Below are 20,666 nucleotides of genomic sequence, written 5' to 3' on the forward strand. Positions count from 1 at the left end.
GATGTCGATTCGTGCCCGCCTGGCACTCGGGCTGGCACCGAGCCTGCTCGGCCTCGCAATGGTGGGCGGCATTGCGCTCGCGCGCATCGAGGCGGTGGAAACCGACGAGCGATGGGTCGCTCACACCCACGAGGTGTTGCAACGCGCGACCCTGCTCGGCAAGACGATCGCCGAGGCGGAAAGCAATGCGCGCGCGTACCGCCTGACGGGGCAGCGCCCGTTCCTCGACGAGTATCGGCGTCTGCGGCAGTCATGGAGGGCCGATCTCGCCGAGCTGCGGATGTTGGTGCGCGACCATCCCTTGCAGATCGGGCGCCTCGAGCAGTTGGACGCCGCGCTGCCGCAGCGGGTGCGCGCGATGGATGAGTTGGTGGACCAGGCCGTGCGCACCGGCAACGGCAGGGCGCCCGCGTCGCTGCAAGCTCAGAGCCAGCAACTGGGCGAGGACGTGCGCCGGGTGCTGGACGCCTTCGTCCAGACCGAGCGCGCGCTGTTGCGCGAGCGCAGCGAGCAGGCAGATCGCACTTCGCGCTTGACGCGCCGCGCGGTCACCGGGACGGCCGCACTCACCTTCCTCGTCACCCTGTTGATGCTGATGGGCGTGGCCCGCAGCATCAACCGGCCGCTGGCGCGCCTGCAGGCCGGCGCGCTGCGCGTCGCCGAGGGCGACTACGAGAGCGACGATCTGCCCGAGGGCGAAGGCGAGATCGGGCAAGTGGCCCGATCGTTCAACCGCATGAAGGCCGAGGTCGCCCTCCGTGAGCGGCGCTTGTCGGAGCAGGACTGGATCAACTGCCGGCTCGCAGAGTTTTCCGAACTCTTCCAAGCGCCGCCAGACCTTCCCACGCTGTGCGGGCGCACGGTTTCGCAGCTCGCGCGCACCCTCTCGCTGCCCTACCTCGTGCTGTACTTGCGCCAGGACGGCCCGCACGGGCCTCACCTGAGGCGCTGCGCGACGTTCGCGGGCCAGGGCGCGCCCGAGCGCATCGCCGCCGGGGAGGGCCTCGTCGGGCAGTGCCTCGAGGACGGGCGCTTGCTGGAAGTGCACCCGGTGCCCGATGGCCACGTGCGCATCACCACCGCAGCGGGTTCCTCGCCTGTGGCGCAGGTGTTGGTGGTGCCGGCGCTGTTCGAGCGCGAGGTGAAGGCGGTGCTCGAGCTGGGCTTGTCGTCCCGGGCCACGGCGGCGCAGCGGCAGTTCCTCGAGAGGTTCGCGCAGAGCTTCGGCCTCGTGCTCAACGCCTTGAGTGCACGGGCGGAGCTGGAGGCGGCCCTCGAGCGCGCGATGCGTCTTTCGGAGAGCTTGCAGCACAAGCAGGAGGAGCTGACCCGCGCCAATGCCGAACTGCACCAGCAGGCCGACCAGCTGCGCGCCTCCGAGCAGCTCTTGCGCGAGCAGCAGGAGCAACTGCGCAGAGCCAACGATGAGTACGAGCAGGCCAACGCCGAGTTGCGCGAGACGGGCCGCGCGCTGCAGGAGCAGGCGAGGCAGCTTGCCCAGGCTTCGGAGTACAAGTCGCAATTCCTCGCCAGCATGTCGCACGAGCTGCGCACGCCGCTCAACAGTGTGCTGATCCTGTCGCAGTTGCTGGCCGAGAACCCGCAAGGCACGCTGACCGACAAGCAGGTGGAGTACGCGCGCACGATCCACGGCGCGGGGCAGGACCTGCTCGAGCTCATCAACGACATCCTGGATCTCTCCAAGATCGAGTCCGGCGCGCTCCGGGTCGACTGGGAGCCTGTCACGCTCGACGCGCTCTTGCACTCCAGCGAGACGCAGTTCCGGCCGCTGGCCGAACGCAAGGGCCTGGTGCTGCGTCTGCGCCGCGAGCAGGAGGCTCCGCCGCGCATCGTCAGCGACGCACAGCGCGTGTGGCAGATCGTCAAGAACCTGCTGTCGAACGCGGTCAAGTTCACCGAGCGTGGCGAGGTGGAGATGACGGTCCGGGCGGTCGAGGGCCCGGGTGGTGTCGCCGGCGTGGCGCTCGCCGTGAGGGACACAGGCATCGGGATCGCGCCGGAGCTGCACGAGCGGATCTTCGAGTCTTTTCAGCAGGGCGATCGGGGGACGGCGCGCAAGTACGGGGGCACCGGCCTCGGCCTCGCCATCAGCCGCCGCCTGGCCCGCCTGCTCGGGGGCGAGCTGAGCGTGCGCAGCGCCCCGGGTCAGGGCAGCACGTTCACGCTCTGGCTGCCGCTGCGCCCGGACGATGTCGCCGTGCAGGACGAAGCGGCCCCCGATCGGCCGGCGCCCGGCGTCGGCCCCCTGCCCGCCACGACTCGTACGGTGGTGGCCGTGCATCACGACCCGGGCGTGGTGGACCGCTTGCGCGAGGTGGCCGCAGAACGAGGTTTCGAGACGGTGCCCGTGCGGCTCGATGAGGTGGTCGAGGTGTGCGAGCGGCTGTGGCCGGCACTCATCGTGCTCGAGGCCGAGGTGGAGCAGGGAAGGGGCTGGGTCATGCTCGGCTTGCTCAAGCAGCGTGGCGCGACCCGCCACGTGCCGGTCCTGCTCGCCTGCGCCGACGACGAGCGCGAGCGCGCCGTGCGGTTGGGGGCAGCGCACACGCTCGGTCCTTCCGATCTCGTGGGGGACCGGCTGCGAGAGCGCCTGCATCCGCGGCTGGATCTGCTCGCACGTTCGCACCGCGCGGTCCTCGTGGTGGAAGACGATCCGGCCCAGCAGCGGGCGATCCTCGAGCTGCTCAGCGATCCCGAGGTGCAGGTGCGCGCCGTGGGCACGGCGGCCGAGGCCCTGAGGGCGATGGAGGAGGCTGCCTGGGACTGCGTGGTGCTGGACCTGGGCCTGCCCGACATGGACGGCATCGAACTCGTGGCCCAGATGCGGCGCCGCTTCGGCGGCCAATCGCCGCCCGTGGTCGTCTACACCGGTCGAGAGCTGTCCAAGGCCGAGGCCGATCGCCTCGAGCGCGTCTCGGATGCGATCATCGTCAAGGGCGTCCGCTCTCCCGAGCGTCTGCTGGCCGAGACGTCCCTGCTGCTCCACCGCGTCGAGGCGCGCATGCCGGAGCACGCGCGCGCGATGATCGAGCGGGGCCACCTGGACGACCCGGTACTCGCCGGCCGGCGTGTGCTCGTCGTGGACGACGACATGCGCAACATCTTCTCGATCACGGCCGCGCTGGAAGCCTATGGCGTCGAGGTGGTGCACGCCGAAGGCGGCCAGGAGGCGCTGGACTTGCTGGATCGAACGGCCCCCGTCGATGCGGTGCTGATGGACATCATGATGCCCGGCATGGACGGGCTCGAGGCCATGCGCCGCCTGCGAGCAGACCCGCGCTGGCGGTCGCTGCCCATTCTCGCAATCACGGCCAAAGCGATGCCGGGCGATCGCGAGCGGTGCCTGCAAGCCGGCGCCTCCGATTACCTCACCAAGCCGCTCGACATGGACCGCGTGCGCGCCCTGCTGCGCGTCTGGCTGGTGCATCCTTCCGCCGCCGGTGGGGCGAGCGATGCGTGAGGCGGGCGTGCGCACCGCGGCGAACGAACGGCTGCTCGACGAACTGCTGCAGGCGGTGCGGGCCGTGCATGGCGAGGACTTCAGCGCCTACCGCCGGGAGTACCTGTGGCGCCGCGTGTGCCGCCGCCTGGAGCGTGAGGGCCTGCGCACGCTCGAGGAGCTCCTCGCCCGGGCCCGGGCCGACCCTGCGGTACTGTTGCGGCTGCGGCGCGAGCTGATGCTGCAGGTCACGGCCATGTTCCGCGACCCTGAGTTCTACCGTGCGGTGCGGGAGGAGGTCGTGCCCTGGCTGCGCACCTATCCTCGTCCCTGCCTGTGGGTGGCGGGCTGCGCGACGGGCGAAGAGCTCTATTCCTATCTCGTGCTGCTGCACGAGGAGGGTCTGCTCGAACGGACCCGGCTGTACGCCACCGACCTCGATGCCGAGGCGCTCGCCCAGGCTGCGGCCGGCGTTCTGGACGCACCCTCACTGGCCGAGGCGCAGCGGCGACACCTCCAAGCCGGCGGCCGCCGGCCTTTGGCCGACCATTTCCACGAGGCTGTCGGAAGTGCCAGGGTGCCGGCCGAATGGCTTGGCAATGTCGTGTTCTCGGTCCATAACCTCATCAGCGATGCATCGTTTCAGCAGTTCCACTTCATCTCGTGTCGCAACGTGCTGATGTATCTGGATGAGGCCGCGCGGCGGCGCGCGCTGGCACTCTTGCACGAGAGCCTGGTGCCGCTCGGCGTCCTGGCCTTGGGCAATGGGGAGAGTCTGCTCGGCTTCTCGCGCCGGGACGACTACGTGGCCTTGCACCCCCTCGAAATGCTGTACCGGAGGATGCGGTGACGATCGCTTCTTCGTCCGCCCACGCGGATGCCCCCGTCAACATCCTGCTCGTGGACGACGAGCCCGCCAACCTCATGTCGCTCAGGGCGTTGCTGGAGCCCCTGGGCCAGCGCATCGTCCAGGCCTCTTCGGGTGCGCAGGCACTTCGCCATGTGCTGGAGCAGGACTTCGCCGTGATCCTGCTCGACGTGCGCATGCCCGGCATGGACGGCATCGAAACGGCTTCGCTCATCCGGGCGCGCAAGCGTTCGCAAGCCACCCCCATCATCTTCCTGACGGGCATGGACAGCGCCCCGGAGCTCGTGTTCCAGGGCTATTCGGCCGGCGCGGTCGACTACCTGACCAAGCCCGTGATGCCGGTGATCCTGCGCGCCAAGGTCGAAGCCTTCATCGAGTTGGAGCGGGTCCGTGCACGCCTGCGTGCCGAGGTCGCCGAACGCGAGCGTGCGGCGGCCGAGCTGGCCGGTCTGAATGCCTTGCTGGCCGAGCGCAACCGCCAATTGGCCGATGCGAACGCCGAACTGGACGCCTTCTGCGGCGCCGTCTCGCACGACCTGCGCACGCCGCTGGCCCACATCGAGGGCTTCCTCGAGCTGCTCGAGATCTCAGCGGGCGACAAGCTGGGCCCGCAGGAGCATGAGTACGTGCGCGTGATGCGCGAGTCCATGCGCCGGATGCGTCAGCTGATCAGCGACTTCCTCGACTTCGCCCGGCTGGGGTCCGGCGATCTCGAAATGGCCCCGGTGGACACCCACGCGCTGGTCGCATCGGCCCTGGAGGAAGTGCTGCCCGGCGGTGGCCGCCCGGAGGCGGCAGCGCCCGGGCCGGAAGGGGGCCAAGCGCCTCGCGGCGACCGGCCGGCCGCGCCCGAGGGGGGTGCGGAATCGTCGAGCCCGCCTTCGCACCCGAACGTGCCGCGCATCGACATCGCCCCCCTGCCGCCCGCCTGGGGTGACGCCCGGCTGCTCAGGCAGGTATGGATCAACCTGCTGTCCAATGCGCTCAAGTACTCGCAGACGCGGTCTCCTCCCATCATCGAGGTGCGAGGGGAGGTGGAGCCCGAGCGGGTCGTCTACCGCGTGCGCGACAACGGCGTGGGCTTCGACATGCAGCGCGCGCAACGGCTGTTCAGCGCCTTCTTCCGCATGCACAGCGGCTCGCGTTTCGAAGGCGTGGGCATCGGCCTGGCGTCGGTCAAGCGGATCGTGGAGCGCCACGGGGGCACGGTGGGCGCCGAAGCGGCGCCCGGGCAAGGTGCCACCTTCTGGTTTGCGCTGCCGCGCCGCCCCTAGGACGCCCGCCGGCGCAGAAGGCGCCCCCGGGCCTCCAGGAGCGGCCCGTCCTTACCGAAGCGGCAGGCCGTCAGCAAAGAGGCGAGCTTGCGGCAAAGAGGCCAGCCGCCAGAAAAATAGGGCTGCAACCGAAGTTGCAGCCCCTTCTTCATGGACTCTTTTCAAGCGGAGTTCGCTGGTGCCGGTGACCGGATTCGAACTGGTGACCTTCGCATTACGAATGCGCTGCTCTACCAACTGAGCTACACCGGCAGCGAAACCGTAATTCTAGCAAATCCTGCCCGGGGAGTGGCAAGCGCGGGCGCAGCCACCCTGGGCGGGGCCCAGCGTCAGGCTTGCATCTCGAGGTGGTAGCTCGTGACGCGCTCGACCTCGTTCTTCGAGCCGAGGATCACCGAGACGCGCTCGTGCAGCTTCGTCGGCTGGAGGTCGAGAATGCGTTGCAGGCCGTTGGTGGCCGCGCCGCCCGCCTGCTCGACGATGAAGCTCATCGGGTTGGCCTCGTACATGAGGCGCAGCTTGCCCGGCTTGTCGGGTTCGCGCTTGTCCCAGGGGTACATGAAGATGCCGCCGCGGGTGAGGATGCGGTGCACGTCTGCCACCATCGAGGCCACCCAGCGCATGTTGAAGTCCTTGCCGCGCGGGCCCTCCTTGCCGGCCAGGCATTCGTCGATGTAGCGGCGCACCGGAGGGGCCCAGTGGCGCATGTTGCTCATGTTGATCGCGAATTCCTTGGTGTCGGCGGGGATCTGCACGTTCTCGTTCGTGAGCACCCAGGAGCCCTGTTCGCGGTCCAGCGTGAACATCGCCACGCCGTCGCCCACCGTAAGCACCAGGGTCGTCTGCGGGCCGTAGATGCAGTAGCCGGCGGCCGCCTGCTGCGAGCCCGGTTGCAGGAAGTCCTGCTCGCTCACGCCCGTCTGCTCGCCCGGCTTCTTCAGTACGGAGAAGATGGTGCCGATGCTCACGTTCACGTCGATGTTGGACGAGCCGTCGAGCGGGTCGAACAGCAGCAGGTACTCGCCCTGGGGGAAGCGGTTGGGGACCACGTAGATGCCGTCCATCTCCTCCGAGGCCATGGCGGCCAGGTGGCCACCCCACTCGTTGGCCTCGATCAGCACCTCGTTGGCGATCACGTCCAGCTTCTTCTGGACCTCGCCCTGCACGTTCTCGGTGCCTGCCGAGCCCAGCACGTCGCCCAAGGCGCCCTTGTTGACGCTGATGGCGATGCGCTTGCAGGCGCGCGCGACCACTTCGATCAGCAGGCGCAACTGCGCGGGGATGTGCCCGTGCATGCGCTGCTGCTCGACCAGGTACTGGGTGAGGCTGACGCGTTTGCTCATGGACAACTCCTCAAGTTCAAGAAACCGTCATTCGGCCAGCGCGCGCGTCACGATCTCGCGCACGTCGTCGCTGAGCTCGGCCTTGGCCGCGACGCGGGCGATCGCCTCGCGGGCGGCGCTGCGGTAGGGCTCGGCCAACTGCTTCCAGCGGTCCAGCGCACGCGCCAGGCGGGCCGCCAGTTGCGGGTTGATCGCATCCAGCTCGAGCACGCGGTCGGCCCAGAAGACGTAGCCCGCGGCGTCGGCGCGGTGGAACGCGGCCGGGTTGCTGAAGCACAGCGCGTTGATCAGGCTGCGCGCGCGGTTGGGGTTGCGCAGCGAGAAGTCGGGGTGCGCCATCAGCTGCTTGACGCGCGTGAACACGCGGCCCTCCTTCTCGGGGGCCGTGGCCTGCAGGGCGAACCATTTGTCGATGACGAGCGCTTCGTCCTTGAACATTTGATGGAAGCGCTCCAGCGCCACCTCGGCGAGGTCGTGGTGCGCGCCGACCAGGGCCGCCAGCGCTCCCAGCCGGTCGGTCATGTTGGTCGCGTCCTTGAAGCGCTGGTAGGCCTTGCCCGGCCACACGGGCAGGTTCTTCTCGGCGGCGGCCAGGCACAAGTAGCCAAGCGCCAGGTTGGCCAGCGCCCGTCGGCCCGCCTGCCCCGGCTCGGGCGAGTAGCCGCCTTGCACCTGGTGGTGCTCGAAGGCCCACTCCCAGTCCGCGTGCAGGCACTGCGCCAGTTGCAGCCGCATCGTCTCGCGTACCGTGTGGATGCGCTGGGGGTCCACCTGCTCCAGTTGCTCGGCGATGTAGCTCTCGCTCGGCAACGTGAGTACCAGCTCCTTGAACGCTGGATCGAGCGCAGGGTGGTGCAGTACCGCCTTCATCGCGTCGAGGAAGGGCTCGTCCAGGTGCAGGCGGCCGTCGCCCTTGATCGCGGCGAGCAGGCGGTTCAGCGCGAGGCGCTGGCCGGCCTCCCAGCGGTTGAACGGGTCGCAGTCGTGGGCGAGCAGGATCAAGAGCTCCGCGTCGCTCAGCGTGTCTTCCAGGACCACGGGCGCCGAGAAGCCGCGCAGCAACGACGGCACCGGCTCCACCTCGAGCCCCACGAACTCGTAGCGCTGCGTGGCCTCGTGGAGCACCAGTACGCGGTCGGTCCCCACCGGGGCACTCTCGCCCACCAGTTGCAGCGGCAGGGGCAGGCCGTCACGGCCGATGAGGCCCATGGCCACCGGGATCACGAAGGGCTGCTTGTCGGCCTGCCCGGGGGTGGGCGGGCAATGTTGCGAAAGCTCCAGCGTGTACGTCTGCGTCTCGGCGTTGTAGTGGCCACGCGAGGTCACACGCGGGGTGCCGGCCTGGCTGTACCAGCGCTTGAACTGCTCGAGGCGCTCGGCCAGCGGGCTGCCGGGGTTGGCGTCGGCGATCGCCTGGGCGAAGTCGTCGCAGGTCACTGCCTGGCCGTCATGGCGCTGGAAGTACAGCGTCATGCCGCGCGCGAACCCCTCGCGCCCAACCAGCGTCTGCATCATCCGCACCACCTCGGCGCCCTTGTCGTAGACGGTGGCGGTGTAGAAGTTGTCGATCGCGACATAGCTGTCCGGCCGCACCGGGTGCGCCATCGGGCCCGCATCTTCCGGGAACTGGTGCTGCCGCAGCAGGCGCACGTCGTCGATGCGCTTGACTGCGCGCGCCGAGGGGCTGCCAGCCAGGTCCTGGCTGAACTCCTGGTCGCGGAAGACGGTCAGGCCCTCCTTCAGGCTGAGCTGGAACCAGTCGCGGCAGGTGACGCGGTTGCCCGTCCAGTTGTGGAAGTACTCGTGGCCGACCACGCTCTCGATGCCGGAGTAGTCGGTGTCGGTCGCGGTGGCCGGGTTGGCGAGGACGTACTTGGTGTTGAAGATGTTCAACCCCTTGTTCTCCATCGCACCCATGTTGAAGTCGCTCACCGCGACGATCATGAAGCGATCCAGATCGAGCGAGAGGCCGAAGCGCGCCTCGTCCCACGCGATGGAGGCCATCAGCGAACGCATCGCGTGCTCGGTCTTGTCCAAGTCGCCGGCGCGCACGTACACCTGCAGCAGGTGCTCGCGGCCCGAGCGGGCGCGGATCTTCTGCTCGCGGCACACCAGGTTGGCCGCCACCAGCGCGAAGAGATAGCTCGGCTTGGGGAAGGGGTCGTGCCACTTGGCGTAGTGCCGGCCGCCTTCGAGGTCACCTTGCTCGATCAGGTTGCCGTTGGACAGCAGCACCGGGTACTTGGCCTTGTCGGCGCGCAGCGTGACCGTGTAGACGGACATGACGTCCGGGCGGTCCAGGAAGTAGGTGATGCGCCGAAAGCCCTGCGCCTCGCACTGCGTGAAGAAGCCGCCGCCCGAGGTGTACAGGCCCGAGAGCTGGGTGTTCTTCTCGGGCGCACAGGTGTTGCGCACCTCCAGTGTGAAGGGCGCGGGCGGCGGGTTGTCGATGACCAGGCACCCGTCCTCGTGCCGGAAGCTCACGCTCTCGCCGTTGGCGAGCACGCGCAGGAGGTTCAAGTCCTCGCCGTGCAGCTTGAGCGGCTGGGCCGGCACGGCCTCGTTGCGCTCGATCTGCATCCGGCTGGTGACGATGGTCTTGGCCGGATCGAGATCGAAGGTCAGCTCGACGGTGCGGATCCAGTAGGGCGGCGGGGCATAGTCCTCGCGCCGGATCACGACGGCAGTGGCTTCGCGCATGGTGTCACAACCCCTGTTTCAAACTGGCCTCGATGAAGGCGTCGAGATCGCCGTCGAGCACCTTCTGCGTGTTGGAGATCTCGACGTTGGTGCGCAGGTCCTTGATGCGGCTTTGATCGAGCACGTAGGAGCGGATCTGATGGCCCCAGCCGACGTCGGTCTTGCTGTCCTCGAGCTTCTGCTGCTCGGCCATGCGCTTGCGCATCTCGTGCTCGTAGAGCCGCGCGCGCAGCATGGCCCAGGCCTCCTCGCGGTTGCGGTGCTGCGAGCGGTCGTTCTGGCACTGCACCACGATGCCCGTCGGGATGTGCGTGAGGCGCACCGCCGAGTCGGTCTTGTTGATGTGCTGGCCGCCCGCGCCCGAGGCCCGGAAGGTGTCGGTGCGCACGTCCGCCGGGTTGATCTCGATCTCGATCGAGTCGTCGACTTCCGGGTAGACGAACACGCTCGCAAACGAAGTGTGGCGCCCGCCCGAGGAGTCGAACGGGCTCTTGCGCACGAGGCGGTGCACGCCGGTCTCCGTGCGCAGGTAGCCGTAGGCGTAGTCGCCCTCGACCTTGATCGTCGCGCTCTTGATGCCGGCCACGTCGCCGGGCGACTCTTCCATCACCTCGGCCTTGAAGCCCTTGCGCTCGCAATATCGCAGGTACTGGCGCAGCAGCATGGCCGCCCAGTCGCAGGCCTCGGTGCCGCCCGCGCCGGCCTGGATGTCGATGAAGCAGTTGTTCGGGTCGGCCGGGTTGCTGAACATCCGGCGGAACTCGAGGTCCTCGACCTCACGGGCGAGCTTCTCGGCCTCGGCTTCGATGGCCTGCAGGCCCGCCTCATCGCCCTCGTCGCGCGCCATCTCGAAGAGCTCGCCGTTGTCCGCGAGCTCCGATTCCAGCCGCTGGATGGTCAGCACCACGGCTTCCAGCGACTTCTTCTCGCGCCCCAGTTCCTGGGCGCGCTTCGGGTCGTTCCAGACGGCCGGGTCCTCCAGCGCCGCGTTGACCTCGCTCAGACGATGGGACTTGGTCTCCCAGTCAAAGATACCTCCGTAGCTCGGCGGTGCGGGCCGCCAAGTCGGCGAGGCGAGATCCAATGGCGTTGATGCGTTCGTTGTCCATGCGGGTGTCCTGGTGTTCGTGTCGGTATTCGGTGCGCCCGTCGGCAGGCAAAGCCAAGACCCGGGCGGCCGGCGCAGGGCCGGGAAGAGGGGGATTTTCTCACGCAGGGGCGCGCTCGCCCGTATCCGTTTTTGGCACCCGACGGCCGGGGCCGCCTCGGCGGCGCGGCCGTACGGGGCTCGTCAGGAGAGAAAGTCGTCCAGCAGACGCGCCAGCGCCTCGGGCTGGTCGTGGTGCAGCATGTGGCCCGCCGGGCTGAGCACCTCGCGGCGCAGGCGCGGCACCACAGCCAGGCGCGCCTCGAAGTCGGCCCTCGGGTAGCGCTCGCCCCACCATTGCGCGAGGTTCGTGCGGTCGCCTTCCACCCACAGCGTGGGGGCGGTGATGCGGCGCCAGCAGGCCAACACCTCTTCCTTGCGGTAGAGGACGGGGTTGGTGCGTTTGTGGGCCGGGTCGCCCAGGATCACCCACCGCCCGTCCTCGGCCGGCTGCGCCCAGTGCGGCGCCAGCCAGCTGGCGAACTCCGGCCGCAGCAGGGGGTTGTTCTTGCACAGCCGCTCGGCCACCGCGTCGAGCGAGTCGTAGCTGCGCAGCTCCATCGGCGTCTTCAGCTCGTCGAGCCACTTGGCGTAGCGGGCAGGGGCTTGGTCGGGCGTCGTCTCGGGCAGGCCGAAGCCCTCCAGGTTCACCAGCCGCCGTACCCGCTCGGGCCTCACGCCGGCGTAGATCATCGCGACGTTGCCGCCCATGCTGTGGCCCACCAGGTCCACCGCCTGGCCAGGAGCAAGAGCGTCCAGCAGCGCGTCCAGGTCGCCCAGGTAGTCAGGGAACCAGTAACAGTCGGCCCCAGGCGCCTGGGTGAGGCCGAAGCCGCGCCAGTCAGGCGCGATCACGTGCCGGTCCTGTGCCAGCGCGTCGACCACGAACTGGAACGAGGCCCCGACGTCCATCCAGCCGTGGAGCATCACGAGCGGCGGCTGCGCTCCCTGGGCAGCGCCCCACACCTGCACGTGATAGCGCAACCCGCGGATGGTCCGGTACTCGCTGCGTGCAGTGCGATGGGGGGTATAGGGGCTCGTCATTCGTGTTCACTCCATCGCCTGCGCGGCCACCATACCGGCGTACAGGCCGCCGCGCTCCATCAGTTCCTTGTGCGTGCCGGCTTCCACCACGCGGCCGTCCGACATTACATAGATGCGGTCGGCATTGCGCACCGTGCTCAACCGGTGCGCGATGAGGATCAGCGTCTTCTCGCCGTGCCATTGCTCAATGGACTGCTGGACGATGCGCTCCGACTCCGAGTCCAGCGCCGAAGTGGCCTCGTCGAACACCCAGATTCGCGCCTGTTTGTACAGCGCCCGCGCGATCGCGAGCCGCTGCCGCTGCCCGCCCGAGAGACGGCTGCCGTTGGTGCCGATCATCATGTTCACCCCCTCCGGCTGCGACTGCACGAAGTCCCAGAGGTTGGCGGCCTTCAGGCACGCCTCGATGCGCGCCATGTCCTTCGGCGCGGCGTAGGCCACGTTATCGGCCAGCGGCCCGTCGAAGAGCACGATGTCCTGCGACACCACCGCGAACTGCCGCCTCAACGAGGCCTTGCGGATCTCCGTGATGTCGATGCCGTCGAGCGTGATCCGCCCTTCGGTGGGGGCGACAAAGCCGAGCATCGCGTTGACGATGGTCGTCTTGCCCGACCCGGAGGGCCCCACGAGGGCGATCGTCTTGCCGGCGGGGATCTCCAGCTCGAGTTGATTGAGGGCCTTGTGCTCGCTGCCGGGGTATACCACCGTCACCCTATCAAAGCGAATATCGCCCCGGCACTGGCCCGCCTCCAATTCACGTGTGCCCGTGTCCGGCTCCGGCGGCGTGTCCATCAAATCGAAGCACGCTCTGGCCCCAATCAACCCACCGATGATTGGTTGGGTCACGTCTGTCAGGTGCCGCATCGGCGAGATGGTCATCAGCATCGCGGTGATAAACGCCACGAACTCGCCGACGGAGGTGCCTCCCCGGTTTGCGTCGATCAAGGCAAGAGTCAGGATGAGCGCAACTCCCGCACTTGCCACGACTTGGGTAAGGGGTGTCATAGTAGCGCCGGCCGCTACGCTCTTAAGCGTCATCCGACGCAGACGCTTCGCTTCCTCCGTAAATCTCTGGTGCTCAAATTCACCGGCATCAAAGGTCCGCACCACTCTCCAGGCGCGGGTGATGTCGTCCACAATGCCCACGAGCTTGATTTGGGACTCGTATGACCTACTCCCCACGGAGAGGACGCGTTTTTGCACGGTCCTCACCACGTAGCCTAGTAACGGCATCGTCACGAGGGAAATCAGGGTCAATTTCCAGTTTAGGTAAAAAAGGTACCCGAGTAGAGCGAGGAGGGTCGTCCCATCGCGCAATATTGTTGTCAGCGCACCGGCCAACGAGCTGGTGGCGTGGTGCGGATCATTGATAACTCGCGTCGCCGCAACGCCGGGAGAGAGTTGAGTGTATAAACTCGCATCGGCGCGCATCACGGATCTAATAAGGTCGGTCCGCAGAGCGAGTACGGCTTGCGAAGTAGACCAATTGAATAGATATGTGCCAGTGAATGCGAGCAGCCCCCGGGTGGCGAAGAGTCCAATCACTGCCACCGGGACAAGCCAGACGGGAAACGCAATATCGGCTGTCCTGAAACCCTTATCGAGAAGCTGCTTCAGAAGCGCCGGAACCAGGGGTTCGATAGCAGCGGATGCAAAGAAGCACAAAATCCCCAGCGCAATCCCCGCCTTATGGGGGGTAATGTACGCAAATAGCCGGTGGGAAACGTCTTTAAGGTTCATGTTTCTGCGCGCCCGACTCTCCTAGGCCGCGATCCCGAGTCGTTTTCGAATGCTCCTCAGCCATTTTCTCCGGCGCCGCTGCCATTTTCCATCGACCGCCGGAACATCGAAAGTCGAAAGCGTGCTGCGCTCGGCGAGCAGAATTTGGGCCAGCCGAAGACGTTCGTTCTCCTCACGCAAGCGGGTGATGGTCTTCTGTGCGGAGTCGTACAGCCGCCAGATCTCTATGGAAGCAGGCAACGACTGCGGTGCGGTAACAATGGCCGGTGTTAGCGCCGCGGGCCCCCACCTCCCAACATAGTAAGCGCAATTCTCAGTCTGCGCGCGAGTTCCAGCCTGCGGGGGGATCATCCACGGCTGCGCACGATGCGTAGCGGTTTTCAGAACATCCCGAGCCGACGTCGCTTCCGCAGGCAACGCATCTGGCGAAAGATGACAATGTCCGAGAGCGGGAGTGCCAAGAAGCCACTCGTCTGCCTTGCCGAGCACCTCCTCGGTCAGAGTTCTGAATTCCTCAAAAGTATACTTGCGCAAATGGAAAGGATTGTTCGTCTCTCCATACGCGTGATCATTCGGGCAGCTTATGATAATCGTTCCGCCCGGCGCGACACACTCTGTGAGGGCGCGAAGAAACAAGTGTGGAGATTCAAGGTGTTCTATCGTCTCAAGGGAGACAATCAGGTCGAACTTCGTGCCATCGACTGCCGTTCTCAAATCCAACGCTGACGCGCACTGGTACTCCACCCCGTCAGTCGCAAAATATTTCCTTGCGCGCGCAATAGCATCCGGCGATATGTCGATTCCGAGAACGTCGGCCGCTCCCCAGTCTCGCATCAGCCTAGAGCCATATCCTTCGCCGCAGGCGATGTCCAGAACCCGAGCGCCTCTGCACGCGTTGTACGCGAGGGCATACCTCGCGACGTGTTCACCAAAGTAGAAGGCATGGTACGTGGTACCGTCCGCCGAGAAGCTGATACGTTCTTCACTCATGCTCAAAGCTCATAGATATTTCTGACCCGCTCAAGGTGCTGGCGTCTGTCGCGCTTTTCTCGGCAGTAGGCCCAAGCACCCTCGCTCACCTTCCTGCATTCATTGAAGTCGGTGTACATAGCAAGTATGGCGGTAACGTAAGCTTCTGCTGCGGCGCCATCTTCGGCTAGGTGAGGTACAAGAAAACCTGTTTCAGAATGCCGTACTGCTTCCGGGATTCCGCCAACGCTAGGGGCAATGACTGGCAATCCGAAGCTCATGGCTTCCAAAATCACGTTCGGCATCCCATCGTAGAAAGAGGTGTAGATTAGTCCGTCATACTCAGATAGGGGAAGCTCTCCCAAGCTGGAAAATGCCGGTCGATTTTCAATATTAGGTGCTGCGAGAAACATCGTTTTCGCCCGGAATAGGCTGTGCGTTGGGGCAAAAACGTCGATATGAACCTGGGGGGCGCGCTCTTTCAGCAACTGGGCAATTCGAACCACGAGCTCGGGCCGCTTCTGCCTATCCAAGCGCGAGGCCCACATCAGGCGAAAGCGAAAGCCGTCCTTCAAACGATAAACGGGTTCGGAATGAGCAGATTCTACATATGCAGGCAGAACGTGGTAGTTTTCCGCTGGACAACCCATCCGCCTCTGGTCCTCTATAGTGATCGCTTCGCAATCGGAAACTACCCGCCAGAAGTTGTCCTTCATTTCGTCCAGCAAGGCAGTCACAAAAGGGGCCTTGTACCGCGCTGACCCGAATTCAACTTCCACGTCGCACCACCGGTAGTAGATTAGCCTATTCGCAAGCTTTTTTCCATATCTGCGGAGGAATAGGTGATTGAAATCCGAGGGCTTGAAGTGAAGCCGGGCATCGTTTGCGCACGACTGTAGCAGCCGAAAAACAGCTATGGCAACGCCGTCAAAAGAGGTGTCTCCTATCCGGCAATCCGAGAGCGCCAAGAAGTCCGCTCCGGGTGGAACCCGAGACTGCCAAGGATGAGGGCCATGAGGATCAGTCGCAACAATTAAGACGCGAGCTTGGCCGGTAGACTGGAGCGCCTCAGCCACTTGCAGCAAGTACTTCTCGCCTCCTCCGACGCAAAGGCTGGGGAGGAGGATTACGTCAGTGTAGTTCGACTTTATGGCGCAATTCCTTACCGCCTCACATATCCTCAGATAGAGGTCGCCTACAGCTGTGGGCGGCATGTACGCCACATCCATCAGGCATTTGCTGGACTTCTCAGGGTCGATGGCAGGCTCGATCTCCGATGCGAGTTGGATGGCTTTTCTAACCGCGGTATCGCGCCAAAACGCGGCGGTGAGAGCAGTCTTGGGAACGCCGAAGTTCGGACGTCTTTGCAGGGGGGCGATCGCATCCTCGTTACATGTAGCGAAATACACTTCGGGGTCGAATAGGGAACTACGGCTCTGCACGAAGTACGCATGAAGGCGTCGGCTCTGAGCCATGATACTCCGGGCGTGTTGCCGATAGAACAAGACGGTAGAGGGTGCTGAATCGAAGTTCCAGCCCTTTGCGATGCTTTCGCAGTGAAAGTGCCAATCTTCGTATGCGTACTCTCTTGAAACGTCGGGGTGTGCATACTCGAGCTCGGCCCACAAAGCCCTGGGTGCGAAAATTTGTGAGATGTAGGGGTGGTTGTCAATTAACGCTCGCGGATTGGCAGTCTGATAGCGGCAAAGAAAGTGTCGATCTCCAAACGCATAAACATACTCGGGAAGGATGATGGTGCGCGGCTGGTGCTGGGCTGTGCGTACCTTCTCCACCAGAGAGTTATAAGACCATAAATCGTCGGCATCCAATAGCGCGACATACTTTCCTTGTGCTGCACGGCAGCCATAATTACGCGCCCGCGCAAGTGAGCGCTCGTGGATACGAAGAATCGTGTGTGCAGTTAGAAAGCCGTAATCCCAATTGTCGAACGCGCCCTCGGTCACCGGATCAGGATCGTCTAAGACGACAATGAGTTCGCACGACAGACCATGATGGCGGGCGAAGATGACCTGATCGTAAATTGAGCGCAGGGTCCTGGTTATGTAATGCGCTTCGCGGTGGGCATTGAGAACAATCGAGACGTCGATGCTCATGAACTGGGCGGAGATGATGGTTGTCCGGTAATTTGATTGCGTAGTGCCGCGATTGCGGCTCTCTTTTTTATCGAGCGGCGGAGTCGCTGAATGAGCGGAAGAGAGGTATTGATTGGGGCGCGGCCGCTGGGATCGATAGTCGATTCGAGATGCAAGTTGTGATGAACGACCGGTTCGCTCAGTAACAAGACTTTTAATCCGTACTCCCAGTACTGGTTGAGCTGGCGGTCAATGGGAGCGGTAGGGCGGGAGATCCGCCTCAATAAGGCTTCGGCTCCTGATCGGGTGATAAGATACCCTTGTGTTCCATCCGGGGCGGCAGTAGCAAGAAGCAGTTCGTGTCCGGTGGGTAAGCGGCCGACCGGAATGCCTTTCGCCTTCCTCAAGCTTCCCAGGCGAACGAGGTCAAAAACTAGGTGAGAGCTAGTCAGCTCTTTGCACACCTGCAAGAAAGCGGGGGAGAGACAAACGTCATCCTCCAGAACAACCGCGGATGGCAGTGCCGAGTACGCTATGCGTTTCCACAGCGCTACGTGGCTCATATAGCACCCTAGTTCGCCGTCTGTGAGATTGTTATGTGGGTCTTTGATATGGATCTCGTGGCGTATATCGGACCCACGGATCGCAGGAAAGAACTCAGCTGTTGCACCTAGGCGATTGAGTTCGCATTCCATGAGCGCTCGCCTGTCGGTGCTGCTGGGCAAGTTGATAACAAAAATGGGGAGGAGGTACATGCTTACTATACGTCTGGGAAGGCCTTCCGCGGTGAATTGGCCTGGGGCCGGAACCGAAAGCCTATTGATTCTTGGGCCGTTTCCTGCATGACGGCGAGAACTTGCTCGACTGTGATCGAAGCTAGAGAGGCACCTTGTATAGAGCGAACTAGCGGATCGTGGGCAAGCGGCGGGCGGTCGCCGAGGATGACGTATGTAGGGCAACTACATGCCGCTGCGACGTTGACCATACCGGTGTCATTGCCCACGCATGCGTCGGCCGAGTTCAGCACCTGGGCGCTCTCCAAGACTGTCAAATGCGTTACGGGGTGGCAGCGCTCTCGTAGGTATTCAGGAGTAGCCTCGCAAATCTCTCTCGCCAGTTCGGTTTCCGCTGGACCGCCAAGGACTAGCACGCTGCCGCCCTTCTCGAGCAGGCATGTTGTTAAGGCGCTGAATTTTGCCTGGCCCCATTGCTTATGTGGTTCCGAGGTTCCAATGGCGAGCACGTGTAGAGGTCGCTCTATCTTCGCCAAGATTTCAAGAACGTTCCTCCCAGCGTTTGGCGGTAAATCAAGGCGTGGCACAATTGGGGCTGAGACGAAACGGTGCGCGGCTGCAAGGGCACTCGCTTCGAAGTACACGGGAACCTCCTCACCCTTGTACCGGTCGATGTAGGGCGGCTGGTTGAGAAAGATGCGTTGCAGCCGGCGATACCCATAGCCGATGCGCACGGGGATGCCCGTCATCCATGCCAGCAGCCCCCGGCTCACCCGGCCGGAGAACAGCACGATGCGATCGAAGTCGCGCTGCTTGAGCTCCTGCGCGAAGCGCCACATGCCCAGCAGTCCCGCGTGCCGGCCCTTGCGCTTCTCGCTGCGCCGGGGGCGGTGGTCATGGTCGATGATCTCTTCGACCCAAGGTTCGTGGCCAATCAGTTGGCGAGCCAGGGTAGACGGCTGTGCGATCACGCTGACCTTGCCCCCTCGGCTTTGCTCGGCCACGGCCTTGAAGTAGGGGATGTGCCAAACCAAGTCACCGATGCCGGTGAACTGATGGAGTACGACAGTCTTGGGACGAGGGTCTGACATACGAATCGAACACGGCTGCGGCGGCCCCTCTTACCGCGGCCGGCGGCACCCGAGGACTGCTTGGTACACGCTGGCATTGCCGGCCACCATGGCCGGAATAGAGAAACGCGACACTACATATTCTCGCCCAGCCTGCCCGTATTGGTTTCGTAACGATTCGTTGCTAACCAGGGCCGCCAGGGCGGTGGCCAATGCGTGCGGGTTTTCCGGAGGGACCAGTTCCCCGTTGAGACCCGGCCTGACGACTTCGGGGATGCCTCCGGCGCGCCCCGCCACGATCGGTCGCCCGCATGCGGCGGCTTGCAAGAGGGCGACGCCCAGCCCTTCCATCGAGGCCGGATGCACGACGACGTCCACGCACGGAAGGATTCGCTCCAGGTCGCGCCGGAAACCGGCGAAGGTGACGGCGCGCTCGAGCCCCTTTTGCTGGACCAGCGCCTGGATGTCGGGCAACAGTGGGCCCTGGCCGAAGAGCAGCACGCGCAGGTTCGGATGTTGAGCGAGCACGGCGGGCAGGGCTTCAATCAGCGTGCGGTGGCCCTTGCGGGGGATGAACTGGGCGGCCATGGCCAGAGTCACCTCGTTCTCGCGCAAGCCGAACTCGGACAGGAAGAAGCCCCTATCCTGGCAGCCAGGTCGATAGAGTTCGGTGTCGACTGCGTCGAGCACCACTTCAACCTGTTGTGGCGGGACGCCCTCGCCGATGAGCACATCGCGGATCGCACCGGAGATGGCGATGACCCGGTCGTACAGCCGGTACTTGCGGCGGGCCAGCCACCCGGGCTCTGGGTTGTCGACACGACGACTCAATACGCAGGGCACGCCCTCCAGCTTGGCAGCGATGCCGCCCCACACGTCGGTGCCACGGCGGCTGTGCAGGTGGACTACGTCCGGCCGGTGAGCGCGTATGAGGCGACGCAGTCGCCCAACCATGCCGACGTCCAAGTCGCCTTTCATCTCGAGTTCGAAAACCTGGACGCCCAGCTCGGAGGCGGCCTTCGCAATCGCGCTGCCTTTGGGGCAGGCAAGCAGGTTCTGGTGACCCGATTCGGCCAGGCCCTTCATCAGGAAGATCACCTGCAGTGGACCGCCGTAGTAGTGCTTGCCTGACTCCACATGCAGTATCTTCATCGGCTCAACTCCAGAACCTCGCGGCCGGCGTGGAAGACGTCATCGACTGTGTGCGCTCTCATGCAGTCGAAGCGGCCTCCACAGGTGGGATGCCGGTGGCAGGGAGAGCAGGGGAGCTGGTGATAGAGGATGCGAGTCGACGGAACGCCCGCGTCGGCGTACGGGCAGGTGGAGCCGAAGAGGGCCAAGGTCGGTACTCGCAGCGCGGAGCCGAGGTGAGTCAGTCCTGTGTCCACGCCAACGAGCAGTGCCGCCTTCTCGATGACCGCGGCGCTCACGTCCAGAGGCAGTTGACCGGCAAGGTTGACGATGTGCGGGCTGCCCCTGCAGATCCGCGATGCGGCCTCACGGTCACCCGGGCCACCCAGCACCACGCAGCGCAGCCCTTGGACTCGCCAACGCGCGGCGAGCTGGGCCCATCTGTCCTCGAACCAGTGCTTCTGAGGGCGGGTCGTGAAAGGCGCGAGCACCGTGTAAGGCCCTTCGATTCCGGCGGCGCGCAAGGCGCGTTCGGCGGCCTGTGCCGGCTCCTGCCCGATCGCGATGTCGAGATGAAAGGCCTGCGCGGGCGCGCCAAGGTACTGTGCGAGCTGACGGTACTCGGAGCCGATGAGAGGGTGGGGGCCGGGCGAATGCTGTAGGGATTCGGTGGCCAGCCACTGGCTGCCTTCGCGCGGGTGGAGGGCGACGCGGCGGGGCGCTCGGCTCCACCAGGCGCACAGCCCGCTCTTCAGCAGGCCCTGCACGTCCAGCACGAGGTCGAAGCGTCGTTCGCGCAGCATGCGACGGAAAGTGCCCGCGGCGCGCCAGAGCGAACCGTAGCGCCCCTCTTTCCACAACACCTGCCAGGACTTGCGGTCCCAGAGAAGAAGTTCGTCCAGCCGCGGGTTGTGGCGCAGCAGCGGTGCGGCCGCGGGCTCGGTCAGCCAGGCGAGGTAAGCCTGGGGGTAGCGAGCGCGCAATGCGGGGATGAGGCCCGAAGCCATCACCACGTCGCCCAGGGCCGACAGGCGAACGATGAGGATGCGCGGCGTGGTCATGCCGGCTCCACCAGCCGTGCAAGGAGTCCTTC

14 protein-coding genes and 1 tRNA gene are annotated in these 20,666 nt (G+C 65.1%); 3 read left to right on the forward strand and 12 right to left on the reverse strand.

Annotation, left to right across the window (positions count from 1 at the left end; genetic code table 11):
- The first annotated feature begins 1 nt into the window (after position 1).
- The 3 genes from OMP39_RS04165 to OMP39_RS04175 are packed head-to-tail and all read left to right on the forward strand — an operon-like array spanning position 2 to position 5,602.
- Positions 2-3,481 (forward strand): response regulator, encoded by a 3,480-nt coding sequence (locus OMP39_RS04165; RefSeq protein WP_264893536.1) that lies wholly within the window; start codon positions 2-4, stop codon positions 3,479-3,481.
- Positions 3,474-4,310 (forward strand): CheR family methyltransferase, encoded by an 837-nt coding sequence (locus tag OMP39_RS04170; RefSeq protein ID WP_264893537.1) that lies wholly within the window; start codon positions 3,474-3,476, stop codon positions 4,308-4,310. The genes OMP39_RS04165 and OMP39_RS04170 overlap by 8 nt, the downstream gene beginning before the upstream one ends.
- Complete coding sequence (locus OMP39_RS04175; protein WP_264893538.1) at positions 4,307-5,602, forward strand: sensor histidine kinase; 1,296 nt, start codon at positions 4,307-4,309, stop codon at positions 5,600-5,602. Before OMP39_RS04170 ends, OMP39_RS04175 begins: the two co-directional genes overlap by 4 nt.
- 176 nt (positions 5,603-5,778) lie before the next feature.
- On the opposite strand, the gene OMP39_RS04180 is transcribed toward OMP39_RS04175, so the two are convergent.
- The 12 genes from OMP39_RS04180 to OMP39_RS04230 form a co-directional block, all read right to left on the reverse strand.
- Positions 5,779-5,854 (reverse strand) — tRNA-Thr (locus OMP39_RS04180).
- 77 nt (positions 5,855-5,931) lie between these two features.
- Positions 5,932-6,945 carry a class 1 fructose-bisphosphatase gene (locus OMP39_RS04185; RefSeq protein WP_264893539.1) on the reverse strand — a complete coding sequence of 338 codons (1,014 nt, stop codon included), beginning with the start codon at positions 6,943-6,945 and terminating at the stop codon, positions 5,932-5,934.
- 27 nt (positions 6,946-6,972) lie between these two features.
- Positions 6,973-9,645 carry an aminopeptidase N gene (pepN, locus tag OMP39_RS04190; RefSeq protein WP_264893540.1) on the reverse strand — a complete coding sequence of 891 codons (2,673 nt, stop codon included), beginning with the start codon at positions 9,643-9,645 and terminating at the stop codon, positions 6,973-6,975.
- A 4-nt stretch (positions 9,646-9,649) separates the two neighbouring features.
- A protein-coding gene (prfB, locus tag OMP39_RS04195) for a peptide chain release factor 2 (RefSeq protein ID WP_264893541.1) occupies positions 9,650-10,754 on the reverse strand; the annotation gives its coding sequence in 2 pieces (ribosomal slippage) (positions 9,650-10,672 and positions 10,674-10,754; 1,104 coding nt in all).
- Positions 10,755-10,936: 182 nt separating this feature from the next.
- The gene (locus tag OMP39_RS04200; protein WP_264893542.1) at positions 10,937-11,836 is read right to left on the reverse strand and encodes an alpha/beta fold hydrolase; all 900 of its coding nucleotides are present in this window, start codon (positions 11,834-11,836) and stop codon (positions 10,937-10,939) included.
- Between the two features lie 6 nt (positions 11,837-11,842).
- The gene (msbA, locus tag OMP39_RS04205) at positions 11,843-13,576 is read right to left on the reverse strand and encodes a lipid A export permease/ATP-binding protein MsbA (RefSeq protein ID WP_264893543.1); all 1,734 of its coding nucleotides are present in this window, start codon (positions 13,574-13,576) and stop codon (positions 11,843-11,845) included.
- A gap of 21 nt (positions 13,577-13,597) precedes the next feature.
- Positions 13,598-14,566 (reverse strand): class I SAM-dependent methyltransferase, encoded by a 969-nt coding sequence (locus tag OMP39_RS04210; RefSeq protein WP_264893544.1) that lies wholly within the window; start codon positions 14,564-14,566, stop codon positions 13,598-13,600.
- 2 nt (positions 14,567-14,568) lie between these two features.
- Positions 14,569-16,659 carry a glycosyltransferase gene (locus tag OMP39_RS04215; RefSeq protein WP_264893545.1) on the reverse strand — a complete coding sequence of 697 codons (2,091 nt, stop codon included), beginning with the start codon at positions 16,657-16,659 and terminating at the stop codon, positions 14,569-14,571.
- Positions 16,656-17,393: a glycosyltransferase family 25 protein gene (locus OMP39_RS15400; protein WP_425340659.1), complete on the reverse strand. Its 738-nt coding sequence runs from the start codon at positions 17,391-17,393 to the stop codon at positions 16,656-16,658. The genes OMP39_RS04215 and OMP39_RS15400 overlap by 4 nt, the downstream gene beginning before the upstream one ends.
- Positions 17,394-17,398: 5 nt before the next feature.
- The gene (locus OMP39_RS04220) at positions 17,399-18,463 is read right to left on the reverse strand and encodes a glycosyltransferase family 9 protein (RefSeq protein WP_264893546.1); all 1,065 of its coding nucleotides are present in this window, start codon (positions 18,461-18,463) and stop codon (positions 17,399-17,401) included.
- 30 nt (positions 18,464-18,493) lie between these two features.
- Positions 18,494-19,594 carry a glycosyltransferase gene (locus tag OMP39_RS04225; protein ID WP_264893547.1) on the reverse strand — a complete coding sequence of 367 codons (1,101 nt, stop codon included), beginning with the start codon at positions 19,592-19,594 and terminating at the stop codon, positions 18,494-18,496.
- Positions 19,591-20,634 carry a glycosyltransferase family 9 protein gene (locus OMP39_RS04230; RefSeq protein WP_264893548.1) on the reverse strand — a complete coding sequence of 348 codons (1,044 nt, stop codon included), beginning with the start codon at positions 20,632-20,634 and terminating at the stop codon, positions 19,591-19,593. Before OMP39_RS04230 ends, OMP39_RS04225 begins: the two co-directional genes overlap by 4 nt.
- Positions 20,635-20,666: the final 32 nt, after the last annotated feature.

This window comes from Schlegelella aquatica, from assembly GCF_026013905.1.
Classification (GTDB): Bacteria; Pseudomonadota; Gammaproteobacteria; order Burkholderiales; family Burkholderiaceae_C; genus Caldimonas; species Caldimonas aquatica.

Coding starts and splice junctions, on each gene's coding strand:
- OMP39_RS04230 (WP_264893548.1), bottom strand. CDS start 20,634: ATGACCACGCCGCGCATCCTCATCGTTCGCCTGTCGGCCCTGGGCGAC.
- OMP39_RS04185 (WP_264893539.1), bottom strand. CDS start 6,945: ATGAGCAAACGCGTCAGCCTCACCCAGTACCTGGTCGAGCAGCAGCGC.
- OMP39_RS04200 (WP_264893542.1), bottom strand. CDS start 11,836: ATGACGAGCCCCTATACCCCCCATCGCACTGCACGCAGCGAGTACCGG.
- pepN (WP_264893540.1), bottom strand. CDS start 9,645: ATGCGCGAAGCCACTGCCGTCGTGATCCGGCGCGAGGACTATGCCCCG.
- OMP39_RS04170 (WP_264893537.1), top strand. CDS start 3,474: ATGCGTGAGGCGGGCGTGCGCACCGCGGCGAACGAACGGCTGCTCGAC.
- OMP39_RS04215 (WP_264893545.1), bottom strand. CDS start 16,659: ATGAGCATCGACGTCTCGATTGTTCTCAATGCCCACCGCGAAGCGCAT.
- OMP39_RS04165 (WP_264893536.1), top strand. CDS start 2: ATGTCGATTCGTGCCCGCCTGGCACTCGGGCTGGCACCGAGCCTGCTC.
- OMP39_RS04225 (WP_264893547.1), bottom strand. CDS start 19,594: ATGAAGATACTGCATGTGGAGTCAGGCAAGCACTACTACGGCGGTCCA.
- OMP39_RS15400 (WP_425340659.1), bottom strand. CDS start 17,393: ATGTACCTCCTCCCCATTTTTGTTATCAACTTGCCCAGCAGCACCGAC.
- OMP39_RS04210 (WP_264893544.1), bottom strand. CDS start 14,566: ATGAGTGAAGAACGTATCAGCTTCTCGGCGGACGGTACCACGTACCAT.
- msbA (WP_264893543.1), bottom strand. CDS start 13,576: ATGAACCTTAAAGACGTTTCCCACCGGCTATTTGCGTACATTACCCCC.
- OMP39_RS04220 (WP_264893546.1), bottom strand. CDS start 18,463: ATGTCAGACCCTCGTCCCAAGACTGTCGTACTCCATCAGTTCACCGGC.